The following is a 26916-nucleotide window of genomic DNA, read 5'->3' as shown; positions in this document are numbered from 1 at the left end:
GCCGGTGCGGTCCGCTGTGGGGGCGGACCGCACCGGCGTCCCGCTGCACGGGCGGGTCAGCGCAGTCGGCCGGCGCCCGCGCCGAGGCGGACCAGGGCCGGGACGGCCCAGGCGGGGTGCACGGCCGTACGCAGGGCGGGCGTCCAGCCGGCGCCGGAGCGCAGGGTCTCCTCGGGGATCTCCGCGTTGTGCACGGCGATCAGATCGACGGGCCTGCCGTTGACCAGGTTGTGCCGGGCGGTGAGCGGCGAGTCGTTCCAGCGCTTGAGGACCTTCGCCGGGCTGATGCCCCGAGGAAGGGTGAACGCGTTGTGCTCGGCGACGAGTTGGGACTCCTTGCCGACGCCGAAGCTGTAGCCGTAGCCGGAGCCGGCCTGGAAGTGGTTGTTGTAGACGTCGACCTGGCCGAAGCGGACGCGCGGTGTCCGCTCGGTGAGGTCCGAGAACCAGTTGTGGTGGAAGGTCGCCTTGAGCTTGCCGCGGTCGCCCACGGCGGTGGACTCGCTGTCGCTGTTGCCGATGAGGATCGTCTTGTCGTGCTCGGTGAAGACGTTCCAGGAGGCGGTGACGTAGTTGGCGCCCTTGACGATGTCCAGCTCGCCGTCGTGCTGCTGGTAGAGCATGCCGAAGTGGGTCGGGGCCGCACTGTCGGGGTGCGTGCCGTCGGTGAACGTGTTGTGGTCCAGCCACACGTGGGTGGAGCCGTACACGACGACGGTGTCGTACTCGCTGTTCCAGTTGCCCCGGTCGCCGTCGGTGGGGTCCCACTGCGGGAAGCAGTCGACGGGGCTCTCCAGGGTGAGGTTGCGGACGATGACGTTGTCGACGTCCTTGATCTGGAGGCTGGCGCCCTTGATCCCGGCGTTGCGGCCGACGCCGATGATGGTGGTGTGGGAGGGGACGTTCACTTTGATCGCCGCGTCCTGCTGGGCGGCGGAGGCGCGGCGCAGCCCTTCGGGGCTGTCGTCGGGCTCGTCGGTGAGGTCACGCTCCAGGCCCCAGGTCCCGGGGGCGTACGCCTCCAGGTAGGCCTCGAAGTCGTAGCCGGGGACGGCGAGCGCGTCGCAGCCGTCGGCGACGGCGTCGATGGTGCCCTTCACCTTGATGATTCTGGGGGCGTCCCCGCCCTCCGCGAGGGCCGCGGTGAACTGGGCCCAGTCGGTCACGGTGCGGACGCGGGCGGTTCCGGCGGCGGCGCCTCCGCTGGTGCCGGTGCCGTACGAGGCCCAGCCGTCGCCCGCGGGCAGGGTCTGGCGCGCGGGGTCGCGGTGCGCCGGCGTGTGGGCCTGCGCGGCGGTACCGGTCAGGGCCAGCACGAGGGCGGTGCAGCCGGCCAGCACAACGGCTCTGCTGGCATGCCCATGCCATACATGAACGTTCATGGTGCGGCTCTCCTGTTCGCAGGGATGGGAAGCGCCTTTCAGGGGCGCGGGGAACTGGGCGCCCGGCCGGGGGCGGCCCGCAGCCGAAGGGCGACGGGCCGGCCCCGGACCGACGTCACCCCATCTGTTCGTCCCACTCGGCCTGGGCCTCGTTCAGCTGCTCGGCCAGCCCGTCCAGGAAGGCCTTCGCGCTCATGTCCCCGAGCAGCACCTTCTGGAAGTTCGGCTCGTTGTCCGCCTTGGAGATGGTGTTCCAGTCCGGCAGGTAGTACGGCAGCTGCACGATGGTGGTCGAACCGTCACTCAGCGCCTCGGCCGCCAGCTTGGTCGGCTCCGCCTTCGCGATCCACTCGTCCTTCGCGGCGTCCGCGTGCGCCGGCACCTGTCCCGCCGACTCGTTGAACTTCGAGTTCGACTGCGCGGAGGTGGCGAACTCGATGAACTTCCAGGCCGCGTCCTTGTTCTTCGAGCTCTTGAACAGGCCGATGCCGTCGACCGGGTTGGACACCTGCACGCGCTTGCCGTCGGGACCGACCGGCTGCGGGATGCCCCGGAACGTGCCCGCGCCCAGCGCCTTCACATGGTCCTGGTACGAGCCCAGGTTGTGGTTCAGCATGCCGATCTCGCCCGAGTCCCACTGGGCGACCATCTTGGTGAAGTCGTTGTTGAGGTCGGCGGCGGGAGTGACCTTCTTGAACAGGGCCGCGTACTTCTCCAGCGCCTTCACGTTCTTCGGGTCGTTGACCGTGGTCCTCTTGCCGGTGGAGTCCCAGAACGAGGTGATCCCGGACTGCCCGTACATCGCGTCGAGGGCCTGGGCGATGGAGCCGGCGCCGCCGCGGATGGTGTAGCCGAAGCGGTTGGCGCCCTTGTCGGTCAGCTTCTCCGCGGCCGTGAAGAACCGGTCCCAGGTGGTCGGCTCCTCCAGGCCCGCCTTCTCGAACATGTCGGTGCGGTAGTAGAGGACACCGTTGTTGGCGGAGGTCGGTACGGAGTACAGCCGGTCGTCCCCGCCGCCGGCCGCGCGCAGCGACTCGACCATGTCCTTGTTGAGCTTGCCGTTGAGGGAGGACCCCTCGACGCGCCCGTCCAGCGGGTCCAGGGCGCCCTGGGCGGCGAAGCCCGCGAGCATCGACGCGCTGATGCCGCCCACGTCCGGCAGGCCGCCGCCCTGGATGGCCGTGTCGACCTTCGACTGGTACTCCGTGGAGGCGATGCCGACGTACTGGACGTCGATGTCCGGGTTGGCCTTCTCGAAGTCGGCGATGATCTCCTGCCAGATGTCGGTGCGGACACCGCCGTTGTTGTCCCAGAAGACGATCTTCCCCGTGCCGCTGCCCTCGGCGCCCTTGTCGCCGCCCGAGCCGCTGCCGTCGTCACCGCAGGCGGTGGCGGTCAGGGCGAGGACGGCACCGAGGGCGACGGCCGCCGACGTGCGGCGGCGCCTGCTGCCCGTGCTGGTTCCGAGAATGCTGATCTTCATCGGTCGGCTCTCTTCTCCTGGATGCGGATCCTGAACTGCGTGAACGTGGCGGTACCGGCGTGTCCCTGACCGGTGGGCGCCAGGGCGACCAGGCCGAGCAGAGCACCGACCCAGCGCCAGGGAGTCGCGGCGAAGACCTGACCGGAGGGACGGAAGCCGCCGCCCCCGGTGCCGTCTCCGGTGTCTCCGGTGTCTCCGGTGTCTCGGGGGTCTCCGGTGTCTCCGGTGTCTCCTGTGTCGTACGAGAAGCGGCAGCGCGCGCCGGCGTCGATGTCGACGCGCAGCCGGGCCCGGCCGTCGGGGGCGGGGCGCGGGGGCGCGGCGTCCCGTTCCTGTTCCGCGGCCGTCTCGGCGAACCGGTGCACCAGGTGCACCGTGCCGTCCGACCCGCGCCGAAGGCCGATCCAGCTGTAGGCGTCCCCGAGGACCGCGAGCCCGGCGCGCGCCCCGGGTTCGGTGCCGTCGAGCCGCAGGTCCACCTCGACGGTGCAGGGGGTGCCGGGCAGCCGCTGGGTGAGGACGTGGGGCAGCAGGCGCAGGTCGTGGGCGTCGGCGGTGCGGACGCAGGTGAGCCGCAGGCCGTCGGCGGAGTGCTGGGTGGCCCAGCCGTCCCGGGGGTTGGCGGTCCACTGCCACTGACGGCCGGGGCGTCCGCCGGGGAAGTCGTCGTCGGTGGCGGGCGCGGCGGGCTTCTGCGGCGGCAGGTCCGGGCGGCGGTGCTCGGTGACGGGGGCGCCGTCGTCCCCGATCACCGGCCAGCCCCCGTCCTGGTCCCACCGCATCGGCTGGAGGTGGACGACCCGGCCGTAGGGGCCGCGGTGCTGGAAGTGCAGGAACCAGTCCTCACCGGACGGGGTGCGCACCCAGCCGCCCTGATGCGGGCCGTTGACGTCGGTGCCCTTCTGCTCCAGGACCACCTTCTCCTCGTACGGTCCGAAGAAGGCGCGGGAGCGGAAGGCGCCCTGCCAGCCGGTTTCCACTCCCCCGGCGGGGGCGAGGATCCAGAACCAGCCGTCGTGCCGGTAGAGCTTGGGCCCTTCGAGGGTGAACCAGCCGGGGATGCGGTCGCCGTCCACGATCACCTTGCCCTCGTCGAGGAGTTCGGTGCCGTGCGGGTGCATCCGGTGGCCGGTGAGGCGGTTCTTGACGCCGGAGCGGGACTTGGCCCAGGCGTGCACGAGGTACGCCTCGCCGCTTTCGTCCGCCCACAGGGGGCAGGGGTCGATCAGGCCCTTGCCGGCCTTCACCAGGTGCGGGCGGGTCCACGGGCCGCGGATCTCGGGGGCGTTGACCTGGAAGATGCCCTGGTCGGGGTCGCCCCAGAAGATCCAGAAGCGGCCGTCGTGGTGGCGCAGGGACGGTGCCCAGACCCCGCAGTCGTGTCGGGGCACCGCGAACTCGCCCTCGGGTTCGAGGCGTTGCAGGGCGTGGCCGACGAGGGTCCAGTTGACGAGGTCGCGGGAGTGCAGCAGGGGCAGTCCGGGGGCCCGGCCGAAGCTGGAGGCGGTGAGGTAGAAGTCGTCGCCGACGCGGATCACGTCGGGGTCGGACCAGTCGGCGTTCAGGACCGGGTTGCGGTAGACGGGCTCGGCCGGGTCGGCGCTCACGGGCTCACCGCCGCGGCGACCAGGGCGGCCGCCTCCTCCCGGCCGAGTCGGCCGTCGGCCACGACGGTGACGACCCGGCGCTCCACCGTCTCCCCCGGCGGGAGCGGCAGCCGTGCGTCGTGGGCGAGGGAGGAACCGACGCCCGGGTACTCCTCGGTGCGCACGAACCAGGGGTCGCGGCGGGTCGCCTCCGTGGCTCCGGCGAGGACCAGGGTCCAGGTGGAGCCGGCCAGGGCGACCCAGTCGGCGGTCCGCCCGTGCGCCGCGTCCGTCCCCTCGGAGCCGGGGGTGAACACGTCCGGCTCCGTGTCCTCCTTGCGGGCCCGCCAGAAGAAGCCCCCGTAGGCGGCGCCGGGGCGGCCGTTGGTGGCGGGGCTGCCGACGGACAGCGGGCGTCCGGTGACGTTGGTGAGGGCGAAGGTGAGGTCGAGGGCCCACGCGCCGGCGGTGAGGGCGGTCGCGGTGACGGTGCGGTGTTCGCGCAGCAGTTCACCGGGGGCGGCCACCCAGCGCAGCTCCTCGGTGAAGCCGTCGGCCTCGCGCCGCTGGTAGGCGGTGTGCCGCTGGGCGCCGTGGTTGTCCAGCTCGGTGGGGCCGCGGCCCTGGACGTAGGTGCGTCCGCCCCAGAAGTTGAACCCCTCGACGTCGGAAACGGCGACACCGACGCCGAGGTGGTGTGCGTGGTCGGCGGGGCTCAGCTCGGTGACCGCCGTGCCGGCCAGGGTGGTGACGGGGTGCAGGTAGGGCCGCGGGGAGAGCCGGGCCGGCAGTTCCGGCCGGGTGACGTACCGGCCGACGGGCCGGCCGGCGACGCGCAGCACCACGGAGTCGTTGCCGGTCATCGGGTGCTCACCTCGTTCGGCAGATGGTGGTGGGCGGGCCGGGCCCAGGGGGCGCCCAGCTCGGAGTAGAGGGACAGGCGGTCCGCCGCGGCGGCGACCAGGTGGTCGACGCCGGGGACGACCCGGCGGTCCTCACCGGGGACGCGGTGCCAGGCCTCGGCGGGCAGCGGGACCGGGTCGGCGGCGCTGCGGATCGCCTCCACGACCTGCATGAAGGCGCCCGTGTCGGCGGGGGTGACCAGCAGCGGGGTGCCGTCCCGGAGGTGGGCGGCGAGGTTCTCCAGCAGGTCGGTGCGGCCGAAGCGCAGTTCCTCGGGGCCGTGGTCCGCGCGCTGGAGCAGCACGCGGTCCTGCTTGTACCAGAAGGTGATCCGGCCGCTGGTGCCGTGCACCACCACGTACGGCTCGTCGGCCCGCTCCGCGCACAGGGTGGCGGCGACGGTGACCGAGCCGCCCTGCACGGTGGTGACGCGGACGCAGGAGGTGTCGTCGGACTCGATGTCGTTGGCGCGCAGCAGCTCGGTCTCGATGCCGGCGACGTCCTCGGCGCGGGTGCTTCCGGCGAGGGCGAGAGCGGTGGCGACGGCGTGGGCGAGGGGGTTGGTGAGCGCCCCGTCAACCACGTCGACACCGTCGAGCCGCCGCCGGCCGGCCCAGGGCGCCCGCCGGAAGTACGCCTCGGGGCGCACCCAGGCGCCGGCCCCGCCGACCCCGGTCACCCGGCCGACGGCGCCCTCGGCGACCAGGTCGCGGATCGCGGGCAGGGCGTGCGAGCCGAGCGACTGGAAGCCGATCTGGCAGGCGACGCCGGCCGCGGCGACCCCGTCGGCCATCCTGCGGAACTCGGCGTACGACGGTGCCGGGGGCTTCTCCAGCAGCAGGTGCGCGCCCCGGGAGGCGGCGGTGAGGGCGAGGCCGGTGTGGGTGGGGATGGGGGTGCAGATCACCGCGGCACGGGCACCGGTGGAGTCGAGCAGCGCGCCGAAGTCGGCCGACTGCTCGGGGAGTTCGCCGTCGAACTCGTCCTCGGTGAGTGGGGTGAGCTCGCAGACGCCCACGAGCCGTACCAAGCCCTTCGCCTGGAGCCTGCGGATGTTCTCGACGTGCCGGCGGCCGTGGCCTCGGGCGCCGGCGAGGACGACGGGCAGCGGGGTGCCGGGCGCGGTCCGGGGGGCGCTCATCCCTTCACCGCCCCCGCGCTGAACCCGGTGATCAGCCACTTCTGGATGAAGGCGAAGACGACCACGACGGGGACGGCCGCGATGATGCCGCCCGCGGCGAGCGCGCCGAGGTCGACGCTGTCCGCGCTCATCAGGGTGTTGAGGCCGACCGGGATGGTCTGCTTCTCCTGGTTGTTGAGGAACATCAGGGCGAACAGGAAGTGGTTCCAGGAGTGCACGAAGGCGAAGGAGCCGACGGCGATCAGGCCGGGCCGCAGCAGCGGCAGCACCACCACCCGGAAGGCCCGGAACCGGCCGCAGCCGTCGACCCAGGCGGCCTCCTCCAGGGAGTACGGCACGTTCTTGATGAAGTTGCTGATCAGGATCATCGACAGCGGCAGCTGGAACACCGTCTCGGCGATGATGACGCTGCCGAGCGAGTTGATCATCTGCAGTTCGGCGAAGATCTCGAACAGCGGGACCAGGAGCAGCGCGCCGGGCACGAACTGGGAGCAGAGCAGCGCCAGCATGAACGCCCGCTTGACCCTGAAGTCGAACCGGGCGAGGGCGTAGCCGCCCGCCAGGGCGACCAGGGTCGTCATGACCAGGGTGGCGACGCCGACCAGGACGCTGTTCTGGAAGAAGGTGCCGAAGCTGCGGTCGGTCCACACCTTCTCGAAGTGGGCGGTGGTCATCGGCCAGGGCACCAGCGAGGTCGAGCCGGCCGGGCGGAGCGCGAACAGCAGGATCCAGTAGAAAGGGATCAGGGTGAAGACGAGGTAGATGCCGAGCGGCAGGTAGATCTGCCAGCGGGGTGCCTCGTCCCAGGCCCGGCGCTTCTTCGCGGGCCGGGGCGGCTCGGGGACGGCCGGCGCGGGGGCGGGGGCGGCCGTGGTGGCCTCCTTGGTGATCACTTCTCGCCTCCGAACTTGCTCAGCCGCAGGTAGACCATCGAGCAGAAGAGCAGGATCACGAACGCCACCGTGGTCAGCGCCGACGCGTAGCCGAAGTCGTGTGCGTCGACGGAGGTGTTGGCGATGTACAGCGGCAGCGTCGTGGTCACGCCCGCGGGTCCGCCGCCGGTCAGCGTGTAGAGCAGGTCGACGTTGTTGAACTCCCACACGGCGCGCAGCAGCGTGGAGAGGATGATGGCGTCCTTCAGGTGCGGCAGCGTGATGTGCCAGAACTGCTTGAGGCGGCTCGCGCCGTCCACCTCGGCGGCCTCGTACAGGTCCCTGGAGACGGACTGGAGGTCGGCGAGGATGAGGATCGCGAAGAAGGGGACTCCGCGCCACAGGTCGGCGACGACCGCCGCCGGGAACACGGTGGAGGTGTCCGACAGCCAGCTGACGCCGTAGTCGCCGACACCCATGTCCGCGAGGTAACGGGTGATGCCGGTCTGGGAGTTGTAGAGCAGCACCCAGATCGCGGAGGTCAGCACGCCGGAGACGGCCCACGGGGAGAAGACCAGTGCGCGGCCCAGACCCCGGCCGACGAAGGTCTGGTTGACGATGAGGGCGAGGGCGAGTCCGAACAGCAGCTGCAGGCCGACCTCGACGAACACCCACTTGGCGCTGAAGACCAGGGTGTCCCAGAAGAGGGGGTCCTCGGTGAAGATGTGGGTGAAGTTGTCGAGGCCCGCGAAGCCGTTCCGCCAGGGCTTGGTGGGGTTGTACTCCTGAAGGCTGTACCAGAAGACGCTGAGCACCGGGTAGGCGATGAACCCGAGCATGAGCAGGGCGGCCGGCGCGATCAGCAGGTAGGGGAGTCTGCGGGGTGTGGCGGAGGCACGGCGCCGCCTCGGTGGCGCGGGCGGTTTCGCCACGGCTGCGGCTTGGGCCATGACTGTTCTCCGTTTCTCGGTACGTCGTGCTGTGCGGTGCCTGGCTGGGTGGCTGTCGTGCGCGGCAGGGAGCGGCAGGGAGCGATAGGAAGCGCTTTCTGCATGGGTGTGCGGGGGCCGGGTCCGCCCGTGCGGGCGGGTCAGCCCGCGTACGGGTCCTGGACGGTGCCCGGGCGGGCGAGGAACTCGAAGTCGCAGCCGGTGTCGGCCTGGGTGATCTGGTCGTTGTAGAGCGCGCCGTAGCCCCGCTCGTAACGCGCGGGCGGCGGCGTCCACTCCGCGCGGCGGCGGCGCAGCTCCTCGTCGTCCACGTCGAGGGTGAGGGTGCGGTTCTCGACGTCGAGGGTGATCGGGTCGCCGGTGCGCACCAGCGCGAGCGGTCCGCCGACGTACGACTCGGGGGCGACGTGCAGCACGCAGGTGCCGTAACTCGTCCCGCTCATGCGGGCGTCGGAGATACGGACCATGTCCCGCACGCCCTGCTTGAGCAGGTGGTCGGGCAGCGGCAGCATCCCGTACTCGGGCATGCCCGGGCCGCCCTTGGGCCCTGCGTTGCGCAGCACCAGCACGCTGTCCGCGGTGATGCCCAGCGCCGGGTCGTTGATGGTCCGCTGCATCTCCTTGTAGTCGTCGAAGACGACGGCGGGCCCGGTGTGCTTGAGCAGGTGCGGCTCGGCAGCGATGTGCTTGACGACGGCGCCGTCGGGGCAGAGGTTGCCGCGCAGCACGGCGACCCCGCCCTCGGCGGCGACCGGGTTGTCGCGGGTGCGGATCACGTCGTCGTCATGCACCTGTGCGCCGGCGAGCTGGTCGCGCAGGGTGTCGTGGCAGACGGTGGGCCGGTCCAGGTGCAGCAGGTCCGGGATCCGGGAGAGGAACCCGGGCAGCCCGCCCGCGAAGTGGAAGTCCTCCATCAGGTACGTCTGTCCGCCGGGGCGCACGTTGGCGAGCACCGGGACGGTGCGGGCGACGCGGTCGAAGTCGTCGAGGGTGAGCTTCACCCCCGCGCGTCCGGCCATGGCGATCAGATGGATGACGGCGTTGGTGGAGCCGCCGAGCCCGAGGACGGTCGTCACGGCGTCCTCGAACGCCTCCGCGGTGAGGATGTCGCCGATCCGGCGGTCCTTGTGGATCAGGTCGACGATCGTCATGCCGGCCTTCGCGGCCATCCGGTCGTGTCCGGAGTCGACGGCCGGGATGCTGGACGCGCCCGGCACGGTGACACCGAGCGCCTCGGCGGCGGCGGTCAGCGTGGACGCGGTTCCCATGGTCATGCAGTGGCCGGGCGAGCGGGCCAGACCGCTCTCCAGTTCCTGCATCTCGCAGTCGCCGATGACACCGGCCCGCTTGTCGTCCCAGTACTTCCACATGTCGGTGCCGGAGCCGAGGGTCTCGCCGCGCCAGTGCCCGGGCAGCATGGGCCCGGCGGGCACGAACACGGCGGGCAGCCCGGCGCTCGCGGCGCCCATCAGCAGGGCGGGAGTCGACTTGTCGCAGCCGCCCATCAGCACGGCCCCGTCGACCGGGTACGAGCGCAGCAGTTCCTCGGTCTCCAGGGCGAGGAGGTTGCGATAGAGCATGGGGGTCGGCTTCTGGAAGGTCTCGCTGAGGGTGGAGACCGGGAACTCCAGCGGGAAGCCGCCCGCCTGCCACACGCCCCGCTTGACGGCTTGCGCGCGGTCGCGGAGGTGCACGTGGCAGGGGTTGATGTCGGACCAGGTGTTGAGGATCGCCACGACCGGCTTGCCCAGGTGCTCCTCGGGCAGGTAGCCGAGCTGGCGGGTGCGGGCGCGGTGGCTGAAGGAGCGCAGGCCGTCGGTGCCGTACCACTGGTGGCTGCGGAGCTGCTCGGGGGACTTGCGGGGGCTCATATCGACCACCCCGCGGCGATGGCGGCGACCTCGGCGCGCTCGCTCTCGGGCAGCGGCCTGCTCGGCGGGCGGACCTCGCGGCGGCACAGGCCGAGGGAGGCGAGGGCTTCCTTGACGACGGTGACGTTGTTGGCGGAGCCGTTGGCGGCGCGCAGTTCCTCGAAGCGGCGGATCTGCTCCCACACCTTCATGGCGGTCGGGTAGTCGCCGGAGCGCAGCGCCTCCAGCATGGTCAGCGACACCGACGGGGCGACGTTGACCAGGCCCGAGGTGAAGCCGGTCGCGCCGGCGGAGAAGTAGGAAGGGGCGTACGGCTCGGCGAGCCCCGCCACCCATACGAAGCGTTCCAGTCCCGCGTCCCGCGCGAACGCGGCGAACCGGGCCGCGTCCGGCACCGCGTACTTCACGCCGATCACGTTGGGGCAGGCGTCGGCGAGTTCGGCGAGCCGGGCGCCGGTGAGCTGCGCGTTGCGGAGGTAGGGGACGACGCCCAGCTCGGGCACGGCCTCGGCGATGGCCCGGTGGTAGTCGACCCAGCCGCTCTGCGAGACGTACGGGTGGACCGGCTGGTGCACCATCACCATCTGCGCGCCGAGGTCACGGGCGTGCCGCGCGGAGGCGACGGCGGTGGGCACGTCGTGGCCGACGCCGACGAGGATCGCGGCGCGGTCGCCGGCCTCCTCGACGGTCAGCTCGGTGACGAGGCGCCGCTCGGAGGGGGTGAGGGCGTAGAACTCGCCGGTGTTGCCGTTGGGGGTGAGGGTGGTGATGCCCCCGTCGAGGAGGCGGCGCAGCAGGACCCGGTAGGTGTCCGGGTCGACGGAGCCGTCCTCGGCGAAGGGGGTGACGGGGATCGCCACCACGCCGGCCAGGGCCGCGCGCTGGGCGTCGAACGTCCGCGCCCCGGGCGTCCGGGCGGCGCGCTCCTGGGTGGGAGACGTCGTCGTCATGCCTGACCGTCCTTCCGGGACTCCCGCTCCGCGAACTCCGCCTCGAACTCCGCCTCCGGGAAGGCGCGCCGCACGAAGGACGCGATGTGCGCGTGCAGGGCGCGGGCCGCGCCGTCCGCGTCCCCGGCGAGGGCCAGGTCGAGGATCACGCGGTGCTCGTCGGCCTCCCGCTCCCAGGAGGGGTCGGCGGCCCAGGCGACCGCGGAGACCAGGGCGGCCTGGTCGCGGACCTCGTCGAGCATCCGGCCGAGCAGCGGGTTGCCGCAGGGCACGTACAGGGCGCGGTGGAACTCCCGGTTGGCGAGGGAGCGTTCGGCGGTGTCGGTGGCCTGGGCGGCCCGGGTGAGCGCCTCGCGGGCGTCGTCCAGGGACGCGCCGCGGCGCACGGCGCGCTTGAGCGCCTCGGGTTCGAGGAGCAGCCGCACGTCGTAGACCTCGCGCGCCATGTCCGCGTCGACCATGCGCACCGTGACGCCCTTGTACTGGCTCATCACCACCAGGCCGGTGCCGGCCAGGGTCTTGAGCGCCTCGCGCACCGGGGTCTTGGACACCCCGAACTGCGCGGCGAGGTCGGTCTCGACCAGGGCCTGGCCGGGGGTGAACCGGCCGGTGAGGATGCGGCGTTTGATCTCCTCCAGCACGTACTGCGTGCGGGAGGGGATCGGCGTGGGCACAGAGGTCATGCGCGCCTCTCGGATCTCGCGTCGGATCGCGTATCGGATCTCGCGTATCGCGTCTCATATATGACGTACGAAGTACGACGCGGATGACCGTAGGAGTGGCCCGGGGTTTCGTCAATGCTTCTGACAGAGGAAGGTGAGGTTGCTCCGCGCACCGCGGTCGTGGGGCAAGGGACGGATCCGCCGGAAGCCGGGCGAAGGGGCCGGGGTGCGTGATCGGTTCGCCGGGGCCACAGCCGCGGTGTTCGGCTTCCCGAGCGACCAGCCGTCACCCGCCGTCAGTTCGCCTCCGGCCCGAACCGGCGCTTGTACGTCGACGGGGTGATGCCGGTCTCGCGGCGCATCAGCGTGCGCAGATTGGCGGCGGTTCCGAGCCCGCTGCGTCGGGCGACCATCTCGAACCGGGACTCACCTCGCTCGATCAACCGGCACGCCAGAGCGAGCCGTTCCCCGGTCAGCCACGCCAACGGCGTCGTGCCCAGTTGCGATTGGAAGCGGCGATGCAGCGTCGCCGGACTGACCGCGGCACGCGCCGCGAGGTCCGACACGGTCAGCGGTGAGTCCAACCGTTCCTGAGCCCAGGCAAGGACCGGTGCCAGGGACTCGTCCTGCAGGTCGGGCATGGGACGCTCCACGAACTGCCGCTGCCCACCGTCCCGGTGCGCCGCGAAGACCAGCCGCCGGCTCACGGAGTTGGCGACCTCCGCGCCGTGGTCACGGCGAACCACGTGCAGGCCGAGATCGAGCGCGGCCGCACTCCCTGCCGCGGTGAGGATGTCACCGTCATCCACGAACAGCACGTCCGCTTCGAGGCGGACAGAGGGGAAGCGGGCCCGGAAGGAATCCGCCCACTGCCAGTGCGCGGTGGCCCGGCGCCCGTCGAGGACCCCGGCCTCGGCCAGCGTGAAGGCGCCGCTGCAGAAGCCCACCAGACGCGCACCGCGGGCGTGTGCCCGGCGGACGGCATCGAGCACCGCGGGACGCCGGGGCACTTCGATGTCCGGCCGGTTGGGGACCACCAAGGTGTCCGCCTCGTCGGCCGCCTCCAGGCCGGCGACTCCCGTGAGCGTGAAGAATCCGTCTCGCATCAGGGTGCGGGGCTCGGGAGAACAGAGCTTGAAGTCGTAGAGATCACGGCCGAGCTCCGGTCGGCGCAGGCCGAAGACCTCGGTCGCGCAGCCGAGCTCGAAGGGGTTCGAGTTCTCGTCCACGATCACGACGACACGGTGGAGGCCCTCCGCGTGCGCTGGGTGCGCTGCGTGCGAGGATTCATTCGCCATGTGCGATTCCTAGCACTCACGCAGGCCGTTCGGAACGGCTCAGGATGAACCCATGAGCAGCGAACTCATCTCCCTCAGCAAGGCACTGGACTCCTTCGACGCCCTGTGGAGCCCCCGCATCGTCACGCAGGTAAATGACTATGACGTCCGCATCGCCAAGGTCGGGGGCGAACACGTCTGGCACGTCCACGACGACACCGACGAGTTCTTCCTGGTGCTCGACGGTGAACTGCACATCTCCCTGCGCGAGCCCGACGGGGAGCGCACGGTCCTGCTCCCGCGGGGGGCGGTCTTCACCGTCCCCCGCGGCACGGAGCACAAGCCGTACGCTCCGTCCGGCGCGGCCCTCCTCCTGTTCGAACCCACCGGGACACCGTCCGTGGGCGATCGCCACGACGAGATCCCGGAGCACGTCGACTCGACGACGGGCCACGCACTCGGCACCTGACCCGACAGGCTTCGGACACCTCCCTGCCATGGCGTCACGTCCGCCGCCCGCTCCCGGGTCGGAGTTCTCACGGATCCGGACCGCGCTCCCCCCTCCGCGTGGCCCCGGCCCGTCTCACGCGGACCGGGTCCAGCCCGGGTCGCGGCCGCTGAGGCCGAGCGTCCGGTCCAGCAGCGGCGCGGCGGCCGGGACGGGGACGACGGGTCCGAAGATGCCGTCGCCCCGGTCGCCCTCCTCGGCGGCGGCCCGGAGGAACGCGTGCGCGCTCTCCAGCGCGGCGGGGTCGGGCGTGTACGGCTGCCCGGTCGCGCGCGCCAGGTCCCAGCCGTGGACGACCAGTTCGTCGAGGGCGACGGCGGCGGTGACCTCGGCCGGCATGTCGATGCCCCCGGCGCGCGTCATGCCGGTCCAGGCCGCCGGGTCCCGCCAGGCCTCGGCGAGTTCGTCGAGGGCCTTGGGCAGTTCGGCGCGCCAGGCGGGGCCGACGTCCGGCAGGGCGGACTGCGGACCGGTGTCCGTGGTGGCCCCCAGGTCCTTGCGGCCCGCGTCACGGAAGGCGACGGACAGTCCGAGGAGGTGGCCCAGGACGTGACGCACGGCGTACCCCGGGCACGGCGTACCGTTCGTCAGCTGGGCGTCGGTCACGTACGAGCCGGTGGCGTGGGCGGGCAGCGTGGCGATCGGCGCCGGACTGCCCGCCGTGCTGATCGCCGTGCTCACCGGAGTGCCGCGGCGCCCCCCCGGCCCACTGTTGGGCGGGTCAGGGCCACCGCACCCTGGTGTCCTCCCCGAACGTGCTCGGCCTCGCCGCGGGCGCGGCGCTGGTCGAACTCCGCGGTCACCGGGAGCAGTTGGTCGACCTCGGGGTGGCGCTGGGGGTGACGGCGGCGGTGCTGCCTGCCCGGTCAGCGGCCAATCAGCGGCCGGCCAGCGCCGACCGTACGGCGGCGAGGTCGCCGTCCGACGCCAGTCCCGCGTGGTAGAGCCGCAGTTCTGTGGCGCCATGGCGGCGGGCCTCGGCCGCGTCGGCCGCGAGGGTGGCGGGGCTGCCGCCCATGCCGGAGACAACGGTGAAGTTGGCGGCGAGGACGGCTCCCGCACGGCCCGTGCGGGCGAACGGGGCGACGAGTCCCGGGTCCCCGGTGCAGGGGACGACCACGCCGTCGGCGACGGACAGGATGTGCGCCGGGTCGACACCGGCGTTGGCGCCGCAGCGGTAGGACTCCGGGTCCGCGTGCAGCAGCACCTGGAAGCCTTCCGGCGCGGCCCGGCGCACGGCCGTGACGGCCGCCTCCTGGAGGGTGCGGGCCGTGCGGTCGCGCCACGCGCGTGTGGCGTTCGCCCGGGTGTCGCCGAGCAGCTTCTCCACGCCCGGCCAGCCGCCCGCGGAGGGTGCCTCCCCGCGCCACACCGGGTCGAGGGCGTCCCGTACGGCGGCGGCGAGCCCGTCCGCGTCCAGGCCCTCCTGCCCGTAGCCGTCCTGGCAGGAGGGGCAGAAGCACAGGGACATCAGGTACTGCCCGGCGTCCCCGAGCGGCACCCCGCCGGTCTTGTCGTGGGCGTGCAGATGGGCCAGCCCGTACCAGCCGAGCGACTCCAGTTCGGTGCCGCGGGCCCCGGGACGCACGGCCGCCTCGGCGGCGAGGTCCGTCAGGTAGGCGCGGGTGTCCGGCTGGGCGATGCACGGCGCCCACGGGTAGCGGTCGCCGTAGGCGTTGACCACGGAGGTGTCCGGATGCTCGGCGCCGAGGCGGGAGTTGTGGGCGAGCACCACCCAGGTGTGCACCTCCAGGCCCGCGTCCGCGAGCGCGGCGGCGGCCTCGCCGAAGGCGTCACCGGGTGCCCAGTCGCCGGCCGGGTGGGGGCGTGCGGCGTGGCCGGACCAGCGGGACTCCTCGGGCGGGTAGAGCACGGCCGCGTACTCGGCGGTGACCACGCGGTGGCGCGGGTGGCGGGGGGTCAGCGCGCGGGTGGAGTGATAGGCCGACGCCAGGGTCACCTGGGCGGTGCCGAGCCCGGCGATCCGCCCGGGGGCCGCGGGGTCCCCGTTGACGTCCCAGGGGTAGACGAACGCCGATGCCTTCACATGCCCTCCTCGAGCAGCGCCTGTCCCCGCTCGATCAGCTGAGCGAGCTGCTTGAGATGATCCCCGGTCGGCTCGTGCAGCGGGGGGCGTACCTCGCCCACGTCCAGTCCGCGCAGCCGCACCCCGGCCTTGACCAGCGAGACGGCGTATCCCGGGCCCTGGTCGCGCAGGTCGACGAACGGCCGGTAGAAGCCGTCGATCAGGCGGTGCGCGGTGCTCTCGTCGCCGGTGCGCAGGGCGGTGTGGCAGGCGAGCGCGAGCTCCGGCACGAAGCAGAACACCGCGGACGAGTAGAGGGTGATGCCGAGGCCGCGGTAGGCGGGCTGGGTCAGTTCGGCGGTGGGCAGCCCGTTGAAGTACAGGAAGTCCTCGACGCCGGCCGCGCGGACGGCGCTGACGGTGCGCTGCATCAGGTCGAGGTCGCCGTAGCCGTCCTTGAGGCCCACGATGCCGTCGGTGCGGGCCAGTTCGACGACGGTGGCGGGGGTGAGGACGGCGTTGTCGCGCTGGTAGACGATCACGGGCAGGGAGGTCGCGGCGGCCAGTTCGCGGTAGTGCCGCAGCAGCCCCTCCTGGCCGGCCTTGACCAGGTACGGCGGCATGGCGAGCAGCCCGTCGGCGCCCGCGCGCGCCGCCAGCCGGGCGTAGTGCGCGGCGAGGGCGGTGCCGTAGCCGGCGCCCGCGACGACCGGGACGCGCCCCTCGGTGGCCTCCACGGCGACCCGGACGCACGCCTCGAACTCCTCGGGCGTCAGGGCGTGGAACTCTCCGGTGCCGCAGGCGGCGAACACGGCGGCGGCCCCGGCCTCCACTCCGCGCCGCACGTGGAGCCGGTAGGTGGCGAGGTCGACGGCGCCGTCGGGTCCGTAGGCGGTGACCGGGAAGAACAGCGGCCCGCTGGGGATACTGAGTCGCGCGGCGAGAGGGGCTGACGTCACAAACTCTCCCTGGTCCATATTCGTGATTGGCGTCTATATTTCTGAACGGCACCACGCTAAGTCGCGCCAGGGACGCCGGTCAAGCGGCTCGCTGCACGTGGCTGGGCGGGTGAGGGCGGGTGAGGGTCGTCGGAGACACACTTGACGCGTCGCGTCCGGCCTCCTTAGCGTGTCCACGCACGTGAACAACGTGCGTGGACCTGTATGTTCACCCGTTCGGTCGGCGCCGCAAGGAGATCCGTAGATGCCCGCTCCCCGCACCGTCCTGCTCACCGGCGCCGCCGGCGGCCTCGGCACGCTGATGCGAGGGCTGCTCCCCGACTACGGCTACGAGCTGCGGCTGTTCGACCTGCTCCCGGTCGACGGCGAACCCGACGCGGTCGTCGCGGACCTCGCCGACCGGGACGCCGTGCGCGAGGCGGTCCGCGGTGTCGACGCGATCGTGCACCTCGCGGGGATTTCGCTGGAGGCGTCCTTCGACAAGATCCTCAAGGCCAACATCGAGGGGACGTACAACCTGTACGAGGCCGCCCGGGAGGAGGGCGTCCGCCGGATCGTCTTCGCCTCCTCCAACCACGCCGTCGGCTACACCCCGCGGCCGCGGGGCGACGACCCCCTGATCCCGGTCGACACCCCGCGCCGGCCGGACACCTTCTACGGGCTGTCCAAGTGCTTCGGCGAGGACCTGGCCCAGCTGTACTGGGACAAGCACGGGGTGGAGACGGTCTCCGTGCGGATCGGGTCCTGCTTCCCGGAGCCGACGAGTGTGCGGATGCTGTCGGTGTGGATGAGCCCGGCGGACGGGGCGCGGCTGTTCCACGCGGCGCTGACGGCGGAGGGTGTGGGGCACACCGTGGTGCACGGGTCGTCCGCGAACACGCGGCTGTGGTGGGACCTCGGGTCTGCGCGGGCGCTGGGGTACGAGCCGCGGGACGACTCCGAGCCGTACGCGGAGAAGCTGATCGCGGAGCAGGGGGAGCTGGATCCGGCGGACCCGGCGCACGCGTGCCTTGGGGGTCACTTCGTGACCGACCCTCCCCTCTGGCCCCACTGACCGCCGGTCCCGGCCCTACGCCGGCTGCGGCTCGTCCGTGGCCGGCCGCGCAGTTCCCCGCACCCCTGAAATCCCGCAGTCTGCGGGCAGTCGTGCCGCAGGGCGGCACAGGTGGGCGCAGACGGCACCCTGCCGGCGCGCCCCTGAAGGGGCGCACACGCCCCGCCCTCTGCGGGCAGTCGTGCCGCAGGGCGGCACGGGTGGGCGCAGACGGCACCTCTGCAGCGCACCCCGCCTGGACCCGCGCCCCGAACCTGCCGGCACCCCGCCTGCCGAGACCCCGCCGTCCGCCGACTGCGGCCCGTCGAGGGCCGGTCGCGCAGTTCCCCGCGCCCCCGAGGGGCGCACCCCACCCCCGCCCGCGGCGGCGTGAAACACGTCCCCGCCGACGCGGGCGGGCGCGAAACGGGCGCCCCGGTGAAAGAAGCGGGCACCCGCCCCGCCCGCTCTCACCCCCCACCCAGGTCCGAGCGGGGCATCCACCCACCCGACCGGGCACAACCGGGCAGCAACGGACACGCAACAGACCTGGTCAGCACCCCGCCCCCGCTGTACAACTTCCTGCAAGGACCCACACCGGGTCCGAACGGGCAGCAGACCGGCGAGATCAGGAAGCAGGGGTCCGGCCATGGGCAGCAGGACGGCCGAGGAGCGCCAACGCGAGATCGTGCGGGTGGCACGCGCCACCGGCTCGGTCGACGTGACCGCGCTCGCCGCCGACCTGGGCGTGGCCAGGGAGACCGTACGCCGGGACCTGCGCGCCCTGGAGGACCACGGACTGGTGCGCCGTACCCACGGCGGCGCCTACCCCGTGGAGAGCGCCGGCTTCGAGACGACGCTCGCCTTCCGCGCCACCAGCCACGTCCCCGAGAAGCGCAGGGTCGCGGCCGCCGCGGCCGAACTCCTCGGGGACGCCGAGACGGTCTTCGTCGACGAGGGCTTCACCCCGCAGCTCATCGCCGAGGCCCTGCCCGCCGACCGGCCGCTCACCGTGGTCACCGCCTCTCTGCCGGTCGCGGGCGCACTCGCGGAGAACGGCAACGCCTCCGTGCTGCTCCTCGGCGGACGCGTCCGCTCCGGCACGCTCGCCACCGTCGACCACTGGACGACGAAGATGCTCTCCGGCTTCGTCATCGACCTGGCGTTCATCGGCGCCAACGGAATCTCCCGCGAACACGGCCTGACCACTCCCGACCCGGCGGTGGGCGAGGTCAAGGCGCAGGCGGTGCGGGCCGCCCGCCGGGTGGTGTTCGCGGGCGTCCACACCAAGTTCGGAGCGGTCAGCTTCTGCCGGTTCGCCGAGGTCGGCGCGCTGGAGGCGATCGTGACGAGCACCCTGCTCCCGGCGTCCGAGGCCCACCGCTACTCCCTGCTGGGACCCCAGGTCGTCCGGGTGTAGCCGGGTGTAGACAGCACAGCTCAGCCCCACTCCGCACCGAACCGCACACCGTTACTCCCCCCGGGGCCGATCCATGCCAGGTGACGCCCGTTGTCTCCCTATACGTCCAGGAGCGATCCATGCGAACCCAGAGCCGACGGAGGCCGCGAGCCACACTCGCCGCGGCCGCCGCAGGGACGCTGATCGCCCCGCTGCTCTCCGGCTGCTGGGTCGGAGCGGGCGGGGCCGGATCCGGCGGCGACGCCATCAACGTCCTGATGGTGAACAACACGCAGATGGTCGAGCTGCAGAAGCTGACCGCCGCCCACTTCACCAAGGAGACCGGCATCAAGGTGAACTTCACCGTGCTGCCGGAGAACGACGTCCGCGACAAGATCAGCCAGGACTTCGCCAACCAGGCCGGGCAGTACGACGTCGCCACCCTCTCCAACTACGAGATCCCCATCTACGCCCGCAACGGCTGGCTGCACGAGATGGACTCGTACGTGAGGAAGGACCCCGGCTACGACGAGCAGGACGTCCTCAAGCCGATGCGGCAGTCCCTCACCGGCGACGACGGCAAGCTCTACGGCCAGCCCTTCTACGGCGAGTCGTCGTTCCTGATGTACCGCAAGGACGTCTTCGCGGCGAAGGGCCTGACGATGCCCGCCAAACCCACCTGGCAGCAGGTCGCCGACCTCGCCGCCCAGTTGGACGGCGCCGAGCCCGGCATGAAGGGCATCTGCCTGCGCGGCCTGCCCGGCTGGGGCGAGGTGATGGCGCCGCTCACCACCGTGGTGAACACCTTCGGCGGCACGTGGTTCGACAAGGACTGGAAGGCGCGGCTCGACTCCCCCGAGTGGAAGCAGGCGGTCAACTTCTACGTCGGCCTGGTCCGCGAACACGGCGAGTCCGGCGCGCCCCAGGCCGGTTTCGCCGAGTGCCTGAACAACATGACCCAGGGCAAGGTCGCCATGTGGTACGACGCCACGTCCGCGGCCGGCTCCCTGGAGGCCGACGGCTCACCCGTCGCCGGGAAGATCGGCTACGCGCCGGCGCCCGTGGAGAAGACCGAGTCCTCCGGCTGGCTCTACACCTGGGCCTGGGGCATCCAGGACGCCTCCCGCAACCCGGACAACGCCTGGAAGTTCGTCTCCTGGGCGTCCGGCAAGGAGTACGAGGAGCTGGTCGGCGAGGAGATCGGCTGGTCCAACGTCCCCGCCGGCAAACGCGCCTCCACCTACGCCCACCCCGACTACCGCGCGGAGGCCGCCGCCTTCCAGGAGACGACCAAGCAGGCCATCGAAAGGGCCAGGCCCGACGACCCCGGTGTGCAGCCCCGGCCCGCACCCGGCATCCAGTTCGTCGGCATCCCCGAGTTCACGGATCTCGGCACCAAGGTCTCCCAGGAGATCAGCGCGGCCATCGCCGGACGCCAGTCCGTCGACGCGGCCCTGAGGAAGTCCCAGCAGCTCGCAGAAGAGATCGCCGAGGAGTACGAGGGACGATGACCGCCACGACCACGGCCCCTCCGGCCGCACCGCAGACACCCGCGGCACCCCGCCGGTCCTCCGCCCGGCTGCGCGCCTGGGCCACCCGCGCCCCGCTGCTGCCCGCCCTGATCTTCATGATCGTGGTCACCCAGCTGCCGTTCGTGGCGACCCTGGTGATCTCCTTCCTCGACTGGAACTCCCTCTACCCCGACGCCCGTCACTTCGCCGGCTTCGCCAACTACCAGGAGGTGCTCACCGATCCGGCGCTGCGCAAGTCGGTCTGGACGACCGTCCTGCTCACCGCGGGCGTGGTGCTGGCCAGCCTGGTGATCGGACTGCTCCTCGCGCTGCTCCTGGACCGGAGGTTCCGCGGCCGGGGCATCGTGCGCACCCTGCTCATCGCGCCGTTCCTCGTGGTGCCGGTCGCCGCCGCCCTGCTGTGGAAGCACGTCCTCTACAACCCCGAGTACGGCCTGCTCAACGGACTGCTGCACTACGTCGGCGGCCCCCAGCCCGACTGGATCTCCGGCACCCCGCTGCTCGCCGTGCAGGCGGCACTGGTGTGGCAGTGGACGCCGTTCATGATGCTCATCCTGCTCGCCGGACTGCAGAGCCGGGACCAGCAGCAGATCGAGGCGGCCCGTGTCGACGGCGCGAGCGACTGGCAGATCTTCGTGCACATCACGCTGCCGCACCTGCGCCGCTACCTCGAACTGGGCGCGCTGCTCGGCTCGATCTACATCGTGCAGAACTTCGACGCGGTCTTCACCCTCACGTCCGGCGGCCTGGGCACCGCCAATCTGCCCTACACCGTCTACCAGACCTTCTACCAGGCGCACGAGAACGGCCTCGCCTCGGCGGCCGGCGTCCTGGTCGTCATCGGCTCCATCGTCATCGCGACCTTCGCCCTGCGCGTGGTGTCGTCCCTGTTCCGCGAGGAGGTGTCCCGCGCATGAGCAGCATCGCCGTACGCACCCGCGGCCGGTTCCGCGGCGGAGCGGGTCTCGGCCTGGTCGCCTGGCTGGCCGGCATCGTGTTCTTCCTGCCCATCGCCTGGATGGTGCTGACGTCCTTCCACTCCGAGACGGACGCGGCCACCAACCCGCCCTCCTGGGGCGCCGCCCTCACCCTGGACGGCTACCGCGAGTTCTTCGGCGCGGGCGGCGGCGCCAGCCCCTGGCCCGCCCTGATCAACTCCACGGTGGCGTCCGTGGTCTCGACGCTGCTGGTGCTGCTGCTGGCGCTGCCCGCGGCCTACGCCCTGTCCATCCGCCCGGTGAAGAAGTGGACGGACGTCCTGTTCTTCTTCCTCTCCACCAAGATGCTGCCCGTCGTGGCCGGCCTGCTGCCGGTCTACCTGTTCGCCAAGAACACCGGGATGCTCGACAACATCTGGCTGCTGGTCATCCTCTACACCTCGATGAACCTGCCGATCGCGGTGTGGATGATGCAGTCCTTCCTCGCCGAGGTCCCGGTCGCGATCATCGAGGCCGCCCAGATCGACGGCGCCCGGCTGCCGACGGTGCTGGCCCGGGTGGTCGCCCCGATCGCCCTGCCCGGGATCGCGGCGACGGCGCTGATCTGCTTCATCTTCAGCTGGAACGAGCTGCTGTTCGCCCGGGTCCTGACGGGCGTGGTCGCCGAGACCGCCCCCGTCTTCCTGACCGGCTTCATCACCAGCCAGGGCCTGTTCCTTGCCAAGGTGTGCGCCGCGTCGCTCGTCATCTCCCTGCCGGTGCTCGCCGCGGGGTTCGCCGCCCAGGACAAACTCGTCCAGGGCCTGTCGTTGGGAGCCGTGAAATGAAGGCCGCCGTCATCGAGTCCGTGGGCAGGGCCGTCGTCACCGAGGTCCCGGACCCGACGCCGGGCCCGAGGGACGTCGTCGTCGAGGTCGCCGCGTGCGGGCTGTGCGGCACCGACCTGCACATCCTCCAGGGCGAGTTCGCGCCCAAGCTGCCGATCGTGCCGGGCCACGAGTTCGCCGGCGAGGTGGTGGGTGTCGGCTCCCAGGTCACGGAGGTGGCGCTCGGCGACCGGGTCGCCGTCGACCCGTCCCTGTACTGCTACGAGTGCCGCTACTGCCGTACCGGGCACAACAACCTGTGCGAGCGGTGGGCGGCGATCGGTGTCACCACGGCGGGCGGCGCCGCGCAGTACGCGGTCGCGCCGGTGGCGAACTGCGTGAAGCTCCCCGAGCACGTCCGCACCCAGGACGCGGCCCTCGTCGAGCCGCTGTCCTGCGCGGTGCGCGGTTACGACGTGCTCCAGTCCCGCCTCGGCGCGCACGTGCTGATTTACGGCTCCGGGACCATGGGCCTGATGATGCTGGAGCTGGCCAAGCGGACCGGCGCGGCGAGCGTCGACATGGTGGACCTGAACCCGGCCCGCCTGGAGACGGCGCGGCAGCTGGGCGTCTCCGCGTCCGCGGCCACCCCGGACGAGCTGGACCGGCCGCAGGGCTGGGACCTGGTCGTCGATGCGACCGGCAACGCGGCGGCGATCCAGGACGGGCTCGGGCGGGTCGCCAAGGCGGGCACGTTCCTGCAGTTCGGGGTCGCCGACTACGCGACCCGGGTGGAGATCGACCCGTACCGCATCTACAACCAGGAGATCACCATCACCGGGTCCATGGCCGTGCTGCACAGCTACGAGCGCGCGGCGGAGCTGTTCGCGAACGGCGTCCTGGACCCGGACGTCTTCATCAGCGACCGGCTCCCGCTGGACCGGTACCCGCAGGCCCTGGAGCAGTTCGCGGCGGGCGTGGGCCGCAAGATCGTGGTGGTGCCGTAGGGGAGCGGTCCCGGGGCCCCGGGGGGGCGGGCGCGCGGTGAAAACCCGTGGGCGTGCCCGCCCCCTCGCCCGTACGATCCCCGGCATGGGCAGACCCAGCGGTTTCGCGTACGAGTCCCACGCCGGCACCACCGTCCACATCACCCACCACGGCCGCCACGCCACCACCCTGCAGGGCGACCGCGCCGCCCGCTTCCTCGGCGAGGTCACGGGCGCCGCCGACCCGCAGCTCGTCATGGCCCGCTGGACCGGCAACTACAAGCGCGGCAACGAACGCACCGCCCGTAACCACCCCCGCAACCGCGGCTGAGCAGGCCGGAACCGGCGGCTGCGCCGAACGGAGCACAGGTAAGGGAACGGTAAAACGCCCTCGCTCGTTCACCCGGCATGACAGCTATGACCCCCGGCTCGAACATCCCCCTCCCCACCGCCCGCGTGACGGTGGACGTCGCCGCGCCCGTGCGGCTCGACGTATCGGGCCTGCTGCTCACCGCCGACGGCAAGGTGCGCTCCGACGACGACTTCATCTTCTACAACCAGCCCTCGGGCCCGGGCGTGACCTACCGCTCCGGCGGCGGCTCGGCCCCCGACGCCATCACGGTCGACACCGCGGCCGTACCCCCCGGCATCGAGAAGATCGTCGTGACCGCGAGCCCCGACGCGGCCGGCCAGACCTTCCAGGGCATCGAACCCACCGCGACCGTCCGCGACGCCGACGGCGGCGCCGTGCTGGCGACCTTCACTCCCCCGCAGCTCGGCACCGAGACGGCCCTGGTGATCGTCGAGATCTACCTGCGCAACGGCGCCTGGAAGGTGCGCGCCGTCGGCCAGGGTTACGCCAACGGCCTGGCCGGCATCGCCACCGACTTCGGCGTCTCGGTCGAGGAGCCGGCCGCCCCGGCCCAGCCGGTGACCCCGCCCGCCGCGCCGGCCGCCCCCGCCGCCCCGCCCGCTCCCCCGATGGCCGCCCCGCAGGCGCCGCCCGCCCCCGCCGCACCCCCGGCCCCGCCCGCCCCGGCGCCCGGCAGCGGCAAGATCAACCTCGACAAGGGCCGCGTCAGCCTCCAGAAGAACCAGACCGTCTCGCTGATGAAGGGCGGCCGTCCGCTGCTGTCCCGGGTGCAGATGGGGCTGGGCTGGGAGCCCGCCTACCGCGGCAAGGACATCGACCTGGACGCGTCGGTCATCGCCTACGGCCCGCAGCGCAACCACGTGGACAGCTGCTACTTCGGCAAGCTTCAGATCCTGGGCGGCGCGATCCAGCACTCCGGCGACAACCTCACCGGCGAGGGCGGCGGCGACGACGAGGTGATCACCGTCGACCTCGGCCGCCTGCCCATGGAGGTCTCGGGGCTGGTCTTCACGGTCAACTCCTTCTCCGGCCAGAAGTTCACCGAGGTCGCCAAGGCCTACTGCCGCCTGCTGGACGCCAGTACCGGCGAGGAGCTGGTCCGTTTCGACCTCACCAGCGCCGAGCCGCAGACGGGCGTGATGATGGCGAAGCTGATCCGGCAGTTCTCCGGCGAGTGGGAGATGACCGCGATGGGCGACTTCGTGAAGTCCCGCACGGTCCGCGGCATGGTCAAGCCGTCCGCCCAGGCGCTGTAGTCACGCGCGGCGGGCGAGGAAGGCGCCGGGTGCCCCCTCAGAGGCACCCGGCGCTCGCCTGAGGAGCGCCCGGCGCTCGTCTCAGGCGGCCGCCCACGGCCAGCCGGCGCTGCGCCCGGCAGTCGGCCAGACCCTCAGGTCAGGGCACTCGGCATCCGCCTGACGGGACAGCACGGCTTCCGCCCGGGGGCACCGGAAGCACCGATTCTCCCTCGGCGTACTGGTACTTCCAGCCTCTCTCCGCGACCAGACCGAGGACCGCCTGCCAGTCCTCCACCGAGGCATCCGGGATGCGCACGTCCGGCAGCGACCCCATCAAGTCCGGGTCGAAGAAGCACTTCGCGTCATCCCACAGCAGATCAGCCACCCCGCCGTGCTGCCCCGGTTCCCCGACCCAGCGCACCCCCGTTTCCCTTGACCAAAGACATAGGGGCACCCCCCCGTGTGGCCTAACCCCCCTGCTGCGAGCGCGCCTTGAACGCGGCCTTCCGCGCTTCCTTCGCGATCTTCTTGTCGGAGTGCAGGCGCCCCATCGCCTCCAGGACGTCCGCCGTGGCGGGGTGCTCCACCCGCCAGGCCGTGTCGAAGAAGCCGCTGTGCTGCCGGGCCAGCCCCTCCACCAGGGACCGCAGTTCCTCCGAGTTGCCCTCGGCGGCGAGCTGCGCGGCCACCGTGTCGATGGTCAGCCAGAAGATCATCGCCTCGGACGGCGGCGGCACGTCCGCGGCCCCGTGCTCGGCGAGCCACACCCGCGCCAGACCGCCGAGTTCGGCGTCGTCCAGCACCTCCCGCAGTGCGGGCTCGGCCGCGTCACCCACCAGCGACAGCGCCTGCTGGCAGCGCAGCCGGCGCAGGGGCGCGCCCTCGTCCGTGCCGCGCGCCGCGGCCAGCAGTTCCCGTGCGGCCTCCAGCGGCCGGCGCCGCTCCAGCCAGTGCGCGGTCTCGGCGTGGGCGGCGACCGGCGGGTACCCGGCCGTGCCGTCGAGCAGCGCGTCGGCGCCCTTGTCGGCGAGGTCACCGACGGCGGGCGCCTCGAAGCCCGCCTCCAGCAGCCGTGCGCGCAGCCCGTACAGGCCGAGCGGGGTCAGCCGCACCAGGCCGTAGCGGGCGACGTCCGTGTCGTCCACGGGGGCGGCGGGCTCCTCGTCGGCCTCGGCCATCAGGGCCTCGTCGACGGGCTGGTACTCCACGAGCCCGATGGGCTCCAGCATCCGGAACTGGTCGTCCAGCCGCATCATCGCGTCGGACACCTGTTCCAGGACGTCGTTGGTGGGCTCCGGCATGTCGTCGGGCACGATGACGGAGGCGGCCAGCGCGGGCAGCGGCACCGGCGCGTCGCCGGCCTTGTCCTCGCCGACGGTCAGCAGGTACAGGTTGCCGAGCACCCCGTCGAGGAACTCCGCCTCGGCCTCCGGGTTCCAGTCCAGCGCGTCGAGGTCCAGCTCGCCCGACCCCTCGCCCTCGGCGATGGCGTCGACCAGCCCGCCCAGGTCCGGGACGCTCGCGTCGCCCAGCACGGTCTCCAGCGCGCCGAGCCACACGCCCAGCACGTCCTGCGGGGAACCTCCGGTGAGCAGCGACAGCTCGTCACCCGTGCGGACGGTGCCCTCCTCCTCGTCGACCACCTCGACGAGCCCGGTGTCCACGGCGACCCGCCAGGCCTCACTGGCCTCGGCCGCGGCGTCCTCCCCGGTCAGCCCCAGTTCCCCGGCGGCGTCGGGGAGTTGCTCCTCCAGCAGTCCGCCGCCGGCGTCCACGCGGGTCCCGGGGCCGGCCCAGCGGGCGAGCTTCGCGGCCCGGGACAGCACTGGGGTGGACAGGGCGTCGCGCGCCAGCTCCGCTTCGGGGCGCAGCCGCGCCGGGGGCAGGGTGGAGCTGTCTGACATCGGCTGGTTCTCCTCGTGCCTCTTACGACTCAGCCGCTCAGCCTAGACGGATTTCCACCCATGCCGCCCGCTTCCTCTCCGCGTCGGTGACCGCACATGGCCGAAACCTTGACAAGTGGCTTGGCCAGGCTGGACAT

The 26916-nt window shown here is 72.2% G+C and carries 24 protein-coding genes and 1 pseudogene; 9 read left to right on the top strand and 16 right to left on the bottom strand.

Annotated elements, in window-relative coordinates; translation table 11 throughout:
* Positions 1 to 56: 56 nt before the first annotated feature.
* From ACIF8S_RS26255 to ACIF8S_RS26205, 11 genes are all read right to left on the bottom strand, one after another.
* Positions 57 to 1382: a polysaccharide lyase family 1 protein gene (locus ACIF8S_RS26255; RefSeq protein ID WP_400002212.1), complete on the bottom strand. Its 1326-nt coding sequence runs from the start codon at positions 1380 to 1382 to the stop codon at positions 57 to 59.
* A gap of 115 nt (positions 1383 to 1497) precedes the next feature.
* Positions 1498 to 2865, bottom strand: coding sequence for an ABC transporter substrate-binding protein (locus ACIF8S_RS26250; RefSeq protein ID WP_400002211.1), 1368 nt, complete (start codon positions 2863 to 2865; stop codon positions 1498 to 1500).
* Positions 2862 to 4472: a family 43 glycosylhydrolase gene (locus ACIF8S_RS26245; RefSeq protein WP_400002209.1), complete on the bottom strand. Its 1611-nt coding sequence runs from the start codon at positions 4470 to 4472 to the stop codon at positions 2862 to 2864. The genes ACIF8S_RS26250 and ACIF8S_RS26245 overlap by 4 nt, the downstream gene beginning before the upstream one ends.
* Positions 4469 to 5314: a PmoA family protein gene (locus ACIF8S_RS26240; RefSeq protein ID WP_400002207.1), complete on the bottom strand. Its 846-nt coding sequence runs from the start codon at positions 5312 to 5314 to the stop codon at positions 4469 to 4471. Before ACIF8S_RS26240 ends, ACIF8S_RS26245 begins: the two co-directional genes overlap by 4 nt.
* The gene (locus ACIF8S_RS26235; protein ID WP_400002205.1) at positions 5311 to 6495 is read right to left on the bottom strand and encodes a Gfo/Idh/MocA family protein; all 1185 of its coding nucleotides are present in this window, start codon (positions 6493 to 6495) and stop codon (positions 5311 to 5313) included. The genes ACIF8S_RS26240 and ACIF8S_RS26235 overlap by 4 nt, the downstream gene beginning before the upstream one ends.
* Positions 6492 to 7388 (bottom strand): carbohydrate ABC transporter permease, encoded by an 897-nt coding sequence (locus tag ACIF8S_RS26230; RefSeq protein WP_400002203.1) that lies wholly within the window; start codon positions 7386 to 7388, stop codon positions 6492 to 6494. The genes ACIF8S_RS26235 and ACIF8S_RS26230 overlap by 4 nt, the downstream gene beginning before the upstream one ends.
* Positions 7385 to 8317: a carbohydrate ABC transporter permease gene (locus ACIF8S_RS26225; RefSeq protein WP_400002202.1), complete on the bottom strand. Its 933-nt coding sequence runs from the start codon at positions 8315 to 8317 to the stop codon at positions 7385 to 7387. The genes ACIF8S_RS26230 and ACIF8S_RS26225 overlap by 4 nt, the downstream gene beginning before the upstream one ends.
* Before the next feature lie 140 nt (positions 8318 to 8457).
* Positions 8458 to 10188 (bottom strand): L-arabinonate dehydratase, encoded by a 1731-nt coding sequence (araD, locus tag ACIF8S_RS26220; RefSeq protein ID WP_400002200.1) that lies wholly within the window; start codon positions 10186 to 10188, stop codon positions 8458 to 8460.
* The gene (locus ACIF8S_RS26215; protein WP_400002198.1) at positions 10185 to 11138 is read right to left on the bottom strand and encodes a dihydrodipicolinate synthase family protein; all 954 of its coding nucleotides are present in this window, start codon (positions 11136 to 11138) and stop codon (positions 10185 to 10187) included. Before ACIF8S_RS26215 ends, araD begins: the two co-directional genes overlap by 4 nt.
* On the bottom strand, positions 11135 to 11821 hold the full coding sequence (locus tag ACIF8S_RS26210; RefSeq protein WP_400002196.1) for a GntR family transcriptional regulator: 687 nt from the start codon (positions 11819 to 11821) through the stop codon (positions 11135 to 11137). The genes ACIF8S_RS26215 and ACIF8S_RS26210 overlap by 4 nt, the downstream gene beginning before the upstream one ends.
* A gap of 275 nt (positions 11822 to 12096) precedes the next feature.
* A complete protein-coding gene (locus tag ACIF8S_RS26205; protein ID WP_400002195.1) occupies positions 12097 to 13098 on the bottom strand; it encodes a GlxA family transcriptional regulator in 1002 nt (333 codons plus the stop codon).
* A gap of 52 nt (positions 13099 to 13150) precedes the next feature.
* Here ACIF8S_RS26205 and ACIF8S_RS26200 point away from each other — a divergent pair, with 52 nt between their 5' ends.
* A complete protein-coding gene (locus tag ACIF8S_RS26200; protein ID WP_400002193.1) occupies positions 13151 to 13546 on the top strand; it encodes a cupin domain-containing protein in 396 nt (131 codons plus the stop codon).
* Positions 13547 to 13660: 114 nt separating this feature from the next.
* Here the strand turns inward: ACIF8S_RS26200 and ACIF8S_RS26195 are convergent, their stop codons facing one another.
* The 3 genes from ACIF8S_RS26195 to ACIF8S_RS26185 form a co-directional block, all read right to left on the bottom strand.
* Entirely contained in the window at positions 13661 to 14227 is a 567-nt protein-coding gene (locus tag ACIF8S_RS26195) for a TIGR03086 family metal-binding protein (RefSeq protein WP_400002344.1), read from the bottom strand.
* Between the two features lie 235 nt (positions 14228 to 14462).
* Positions 14463 to 15632: a hypothetical protein gene (locus ACIF8S_RS26190; protein ID WP_400002192.1), complete on the bottom strand. Its 1170-nt coding sequence runs from the start codon at positions 15630 to 15632 to the stop codon at positions 14463 to 14465.
* Positions 15629 to 16570, bottom strand: a complete 942-nt coding sequence (locus ACIF8S_RS26185) for a 5-dehydro-4-deoxyglucarate dehydratase (protein ID WP_400002190.1) — start codon at positions 16568 to 16570, stop codon at positions 15629 to 15631. Before ACIF8S_RS26185 ends, ACIF8S_RS26190 begins: the two co-directional genes overlap by 4 nt.
* A gap of 244 nt (positions 16571 to 16814) precedes the next feature.
* Between ACIF8S_RS26185 and ACIF8S_RS26180 the strand changes: the two genes are divergently transcribed.
* The 8 genes from ACIF8S_RS26180 (at position 16815) to ACIF8S_RS26145 (ending at position 24893) form a co-directional block, all read left to right on the top strand.
* Positions 16815 to 17624 carry an NAD-dependent epimerase/dehydratase family protein gene (locus ACIF8S_RS26180; RefSeq protein WP_400002188.1) on the top strand — a complete coding sequence of 270 codons (810 nt, stop codon included), beginning with the start codon at positions 16815 to 16817 and terminating at the stop codon, positions 17622 to 17624.
* Positions 17625 to 18252: 628 nt separating this feature from the next.
* Complete coding sequence (locus ACIF8S_RS26175) at positions 18253 to 19023, top strand: DeoR/GlpR family DNA-binding transcription regulator (RefSeq protein ID WP_400002187.1); 771 nt, start codon at positions 18253 to 18255, stop codon at positions 19021 to 19023.
* A 119-nt stretch (positions 19024 to 19142) separates the two neighbouring features.
* Positions 19143 to 20513: an ABC transporter substrate-binding protein gene (locus tag ACIF8S_RS26170; RefSeq protein WP_400002185.1), complete on the top strand. Its 1371-nt coding sequence runs from the start codon at positions 19143 to 19145 to the stop codon at positions 20511 to 20513.
* Positions 20510 to 21451, top strand: coding sequence for a carbohydrate ABC transporter permease (locus ACIF8S_RS26165; protein WP_400002183.1), 942 nt, complete (start codon positions 20510 to 20512; stop codon positions 21449 to 21451). The genes ACIF8S_RS26170 and ACIF8S_RS26165 overlap by 4 nt, the downstream gene beginning before the upstream one ends.
* Positions 21448 to 22299, top strand: a complete 852-nt coding sequence (locus ACIF8S_RS26160) for a carbohydrate ABC transporter permease (RefSeq protein WP_400002182.1) — start codon at positions 21448 to 21450, stop codon at positions 22297 to 22299. The genes ACIF8S_RS26165 and ACIF8S_RS26160 overlap by 4 nt, the downstream gene beginning before the upstream one ends.
* The gene (locus ACIF8S_RS26155) at positions 22296 to 23285 is read left to right on the top strand and encodes a zinc-dependent alcohol dehydrogenase family protein (protein ID WP_349791436.1); all 990 of its coding nucleotides are present in this window, start codon (positions 22296 to 22298) and stop codon (positions 23283 to 23285) included. Before ACIF8S_RS26160 ends, ACIF8S_RS26155 begins: the two co-directional genes overlap by 4 nt.
* A gap of 85 nt (positions 23286 to 23370) precedes the next feature.
* Entirely contained in the window at positions 23371 to 23595 is a 225-nt protein-coding gene (locus ACIF8S_RS26150) for a hypothetical protein (protein ID WP_145825140.1), read from the top strand.
* Positions 23596 to 23681: 86 nt separating this feature from the next.
* On the top strand, positions 23682 to 24893 hold the full coding sequence (locus ACIF8S_RS26145) for a TerD family protein (protein ID WP_349791615.1): 1212 nt from the start codon (positions 23682 to 23684) through the stop codon (positions 24891 to 24893).
* A 117-nt stretch (positions 24894 to 25010) separates the two neighbouring features.
* Here the strand turns inward: ACIF8S_RS26145 and ACIF8S_RS26140 are convergent.
* A pseudogene (locus tag ACIF8S_RS26140) lies at positions 25011 to 25260 on the bottom strand (hypothetical protein); the annotation flags it as partial.
* An 82-nt stretch (positions 25261 to 25342) separates the two neighbouring features.
* On the bottom strand, positions 25343 to 26779 hold the full coding sequence (locus tag ACIF8S_RS26135) for a hypothetical protein (RefSeq protein ID WP_400002180.1): 1437 nt from the start codon (positions 26777 to 26779) through the stop codon (positions 25343 to 25345).
* Positions 26780 to 26916: the final 137 nt, after the last annotated feature.

The sequence above is a fragment of the Streptomyces sp. NPDC085937 genome (assembly GCF_044540535.1).
In the GTDB taxonomy this organism is placed as follows: Bacteria; Actinomycetota; Actinomycetes; order Streptomycetales; family Streptomycetaceae; genus Streptomyces.
The sequence above is the reverse complement of the archived record's forward strand: the minus strand, read 5'-3'. Positions and strand labels throughout refer to the sequence as shown.

Coding starts and splice junctions, on each gene's coding strand:
- ACIF8S_RS26160 (WP_400002182.1), top strand. CDS start 21,448: ATGAGCAGCATCGCCGTACGCACCCGCGGCCGGTTCCGCGGCGGAGCG.
- ACIF8S_RS26170 (WP_400002185.1), top strand. CDS start 19,143: ATGCGAACCCAGAGCCGACGGAGGCCGCGAGCCACACTCGCCGCGGCC.
- ACIF8S_RS26180 (WP_400002188.1), top strand. CDS start 16,815: ATGCCCGCTCCCCGCACCGTCCTGCTCACCGGCGCCGCCGGCGGCCTC.
- ACIF8S_RS26255 (WP_400002212.1), bottom strand. CDS start 1,382: ATGAACGTTCATGTATGGCATGGGCATGCCAGCAGAGCCGTTGTGCTG.
- ACIF8S_RS26205 (WP_400002195.1), bottom strand. CDS start 13,098: ATGGCGAATGAATCCTCGCACGCAGCGCACCCAGCGCACGCGGAGGGC.
- ACIF8S_RS26150 (WP_145825140.1), top strand. CDS start 23,371: ATGGGCAGACCCAGCGGTTTCGCGTACGAGTCCCACGCCGGCACCACC.
- ACIF8S_RS26175 (WP_400002187.1), top strand. CDS start 18,253: ATGGGCAGCAGGACGGCCGAGGAGCGCCAACGCGAGATCGTGCGGGTG.
- ACIF8S_RS26165 (WP_400002183.1), top strand. CDS start 20,510: ATGACCGCCACGACCACGGCCCCTCCGGCCGCACCGCAGACACCCGCG.
- ACIF8S_RS26215 (WP_400002198.1), bottom strand. CDS start 11,138: ATGACGACGACGTCTCCCACCCAGGAGCGCGCCGCCCGGACGCCCGGG.
- ACIF8S_RS26200 (WP_400002193.1), top strand. CDS start 13,151: ATGAGCAGCGAACTCATCTCCCTCAGCAAGGCACTGGACTCCTTCGAC.
- ACIF8S_RS26145 (WP_349791615.1), top strand. CDS start 23,682: ATGACCCCCGGCTCGAACATCCCCCTCCCCACCGCCCGCGTGACGGTG.
- ACIF8S_RS26155 (WP_349791436.1), top strand. CDS start 22,296: ATGAAGGCCGCCGTCATCGAGTCCGTGGGCAGGGCCGTCGTCACCGAG.
- ACIF8S_RS26235 (WP_400002205.1), bottom strand. CDS start 6,495: ATGAGCGCCCCCCGGACCGCGCCCGGCACCCCGCTGCCCGTCGTCCTC.
- ACIF8S_RS26210 (WP_400002196.1), bottom strand. CDS start 11,821: ATGACCTCTGTGCCCACGCCGATCCCCTCCCGCACGCAGTACGTGCTG.
- ACIF8S_RS26240 (WP_400002207.1), bottom strand. CDS start 5,314: ATGACCGGCAACGACTCCGTGGTGCTGCGCGTCGCCGGCCGGCCCGTC.
- araD (WP_400002200.1), bottom strand. CDS start 10,188: ATGAGCCCCCGCAAGTCCCCCGAGCAGCTCCGCAGCCACCAGTGGTAC.
- ACIF8S_RS26135 (WP_400002180.1), bottom strand. CDS start 26,779: ATGTCAGACAGCTCCACCCTGCCCCCGGCGCGGCTGCGCCCCGAAGCG.
- ACIF8S_RS26225 (WP_400002202.1), bottom strand. CDS start 8,317: ATGGCCCAAGCCGCAGCCGTGGCGAAACCGCCCGCGCCACCGAGGCGG.
- ACIF8S_RS26250 (WP_400002211.1), bottom strand. CDS start 2,865: ATGAAGATCAGCATTCTCGGAACCAGCACGGGCAGCAGGCGCCGCCGC.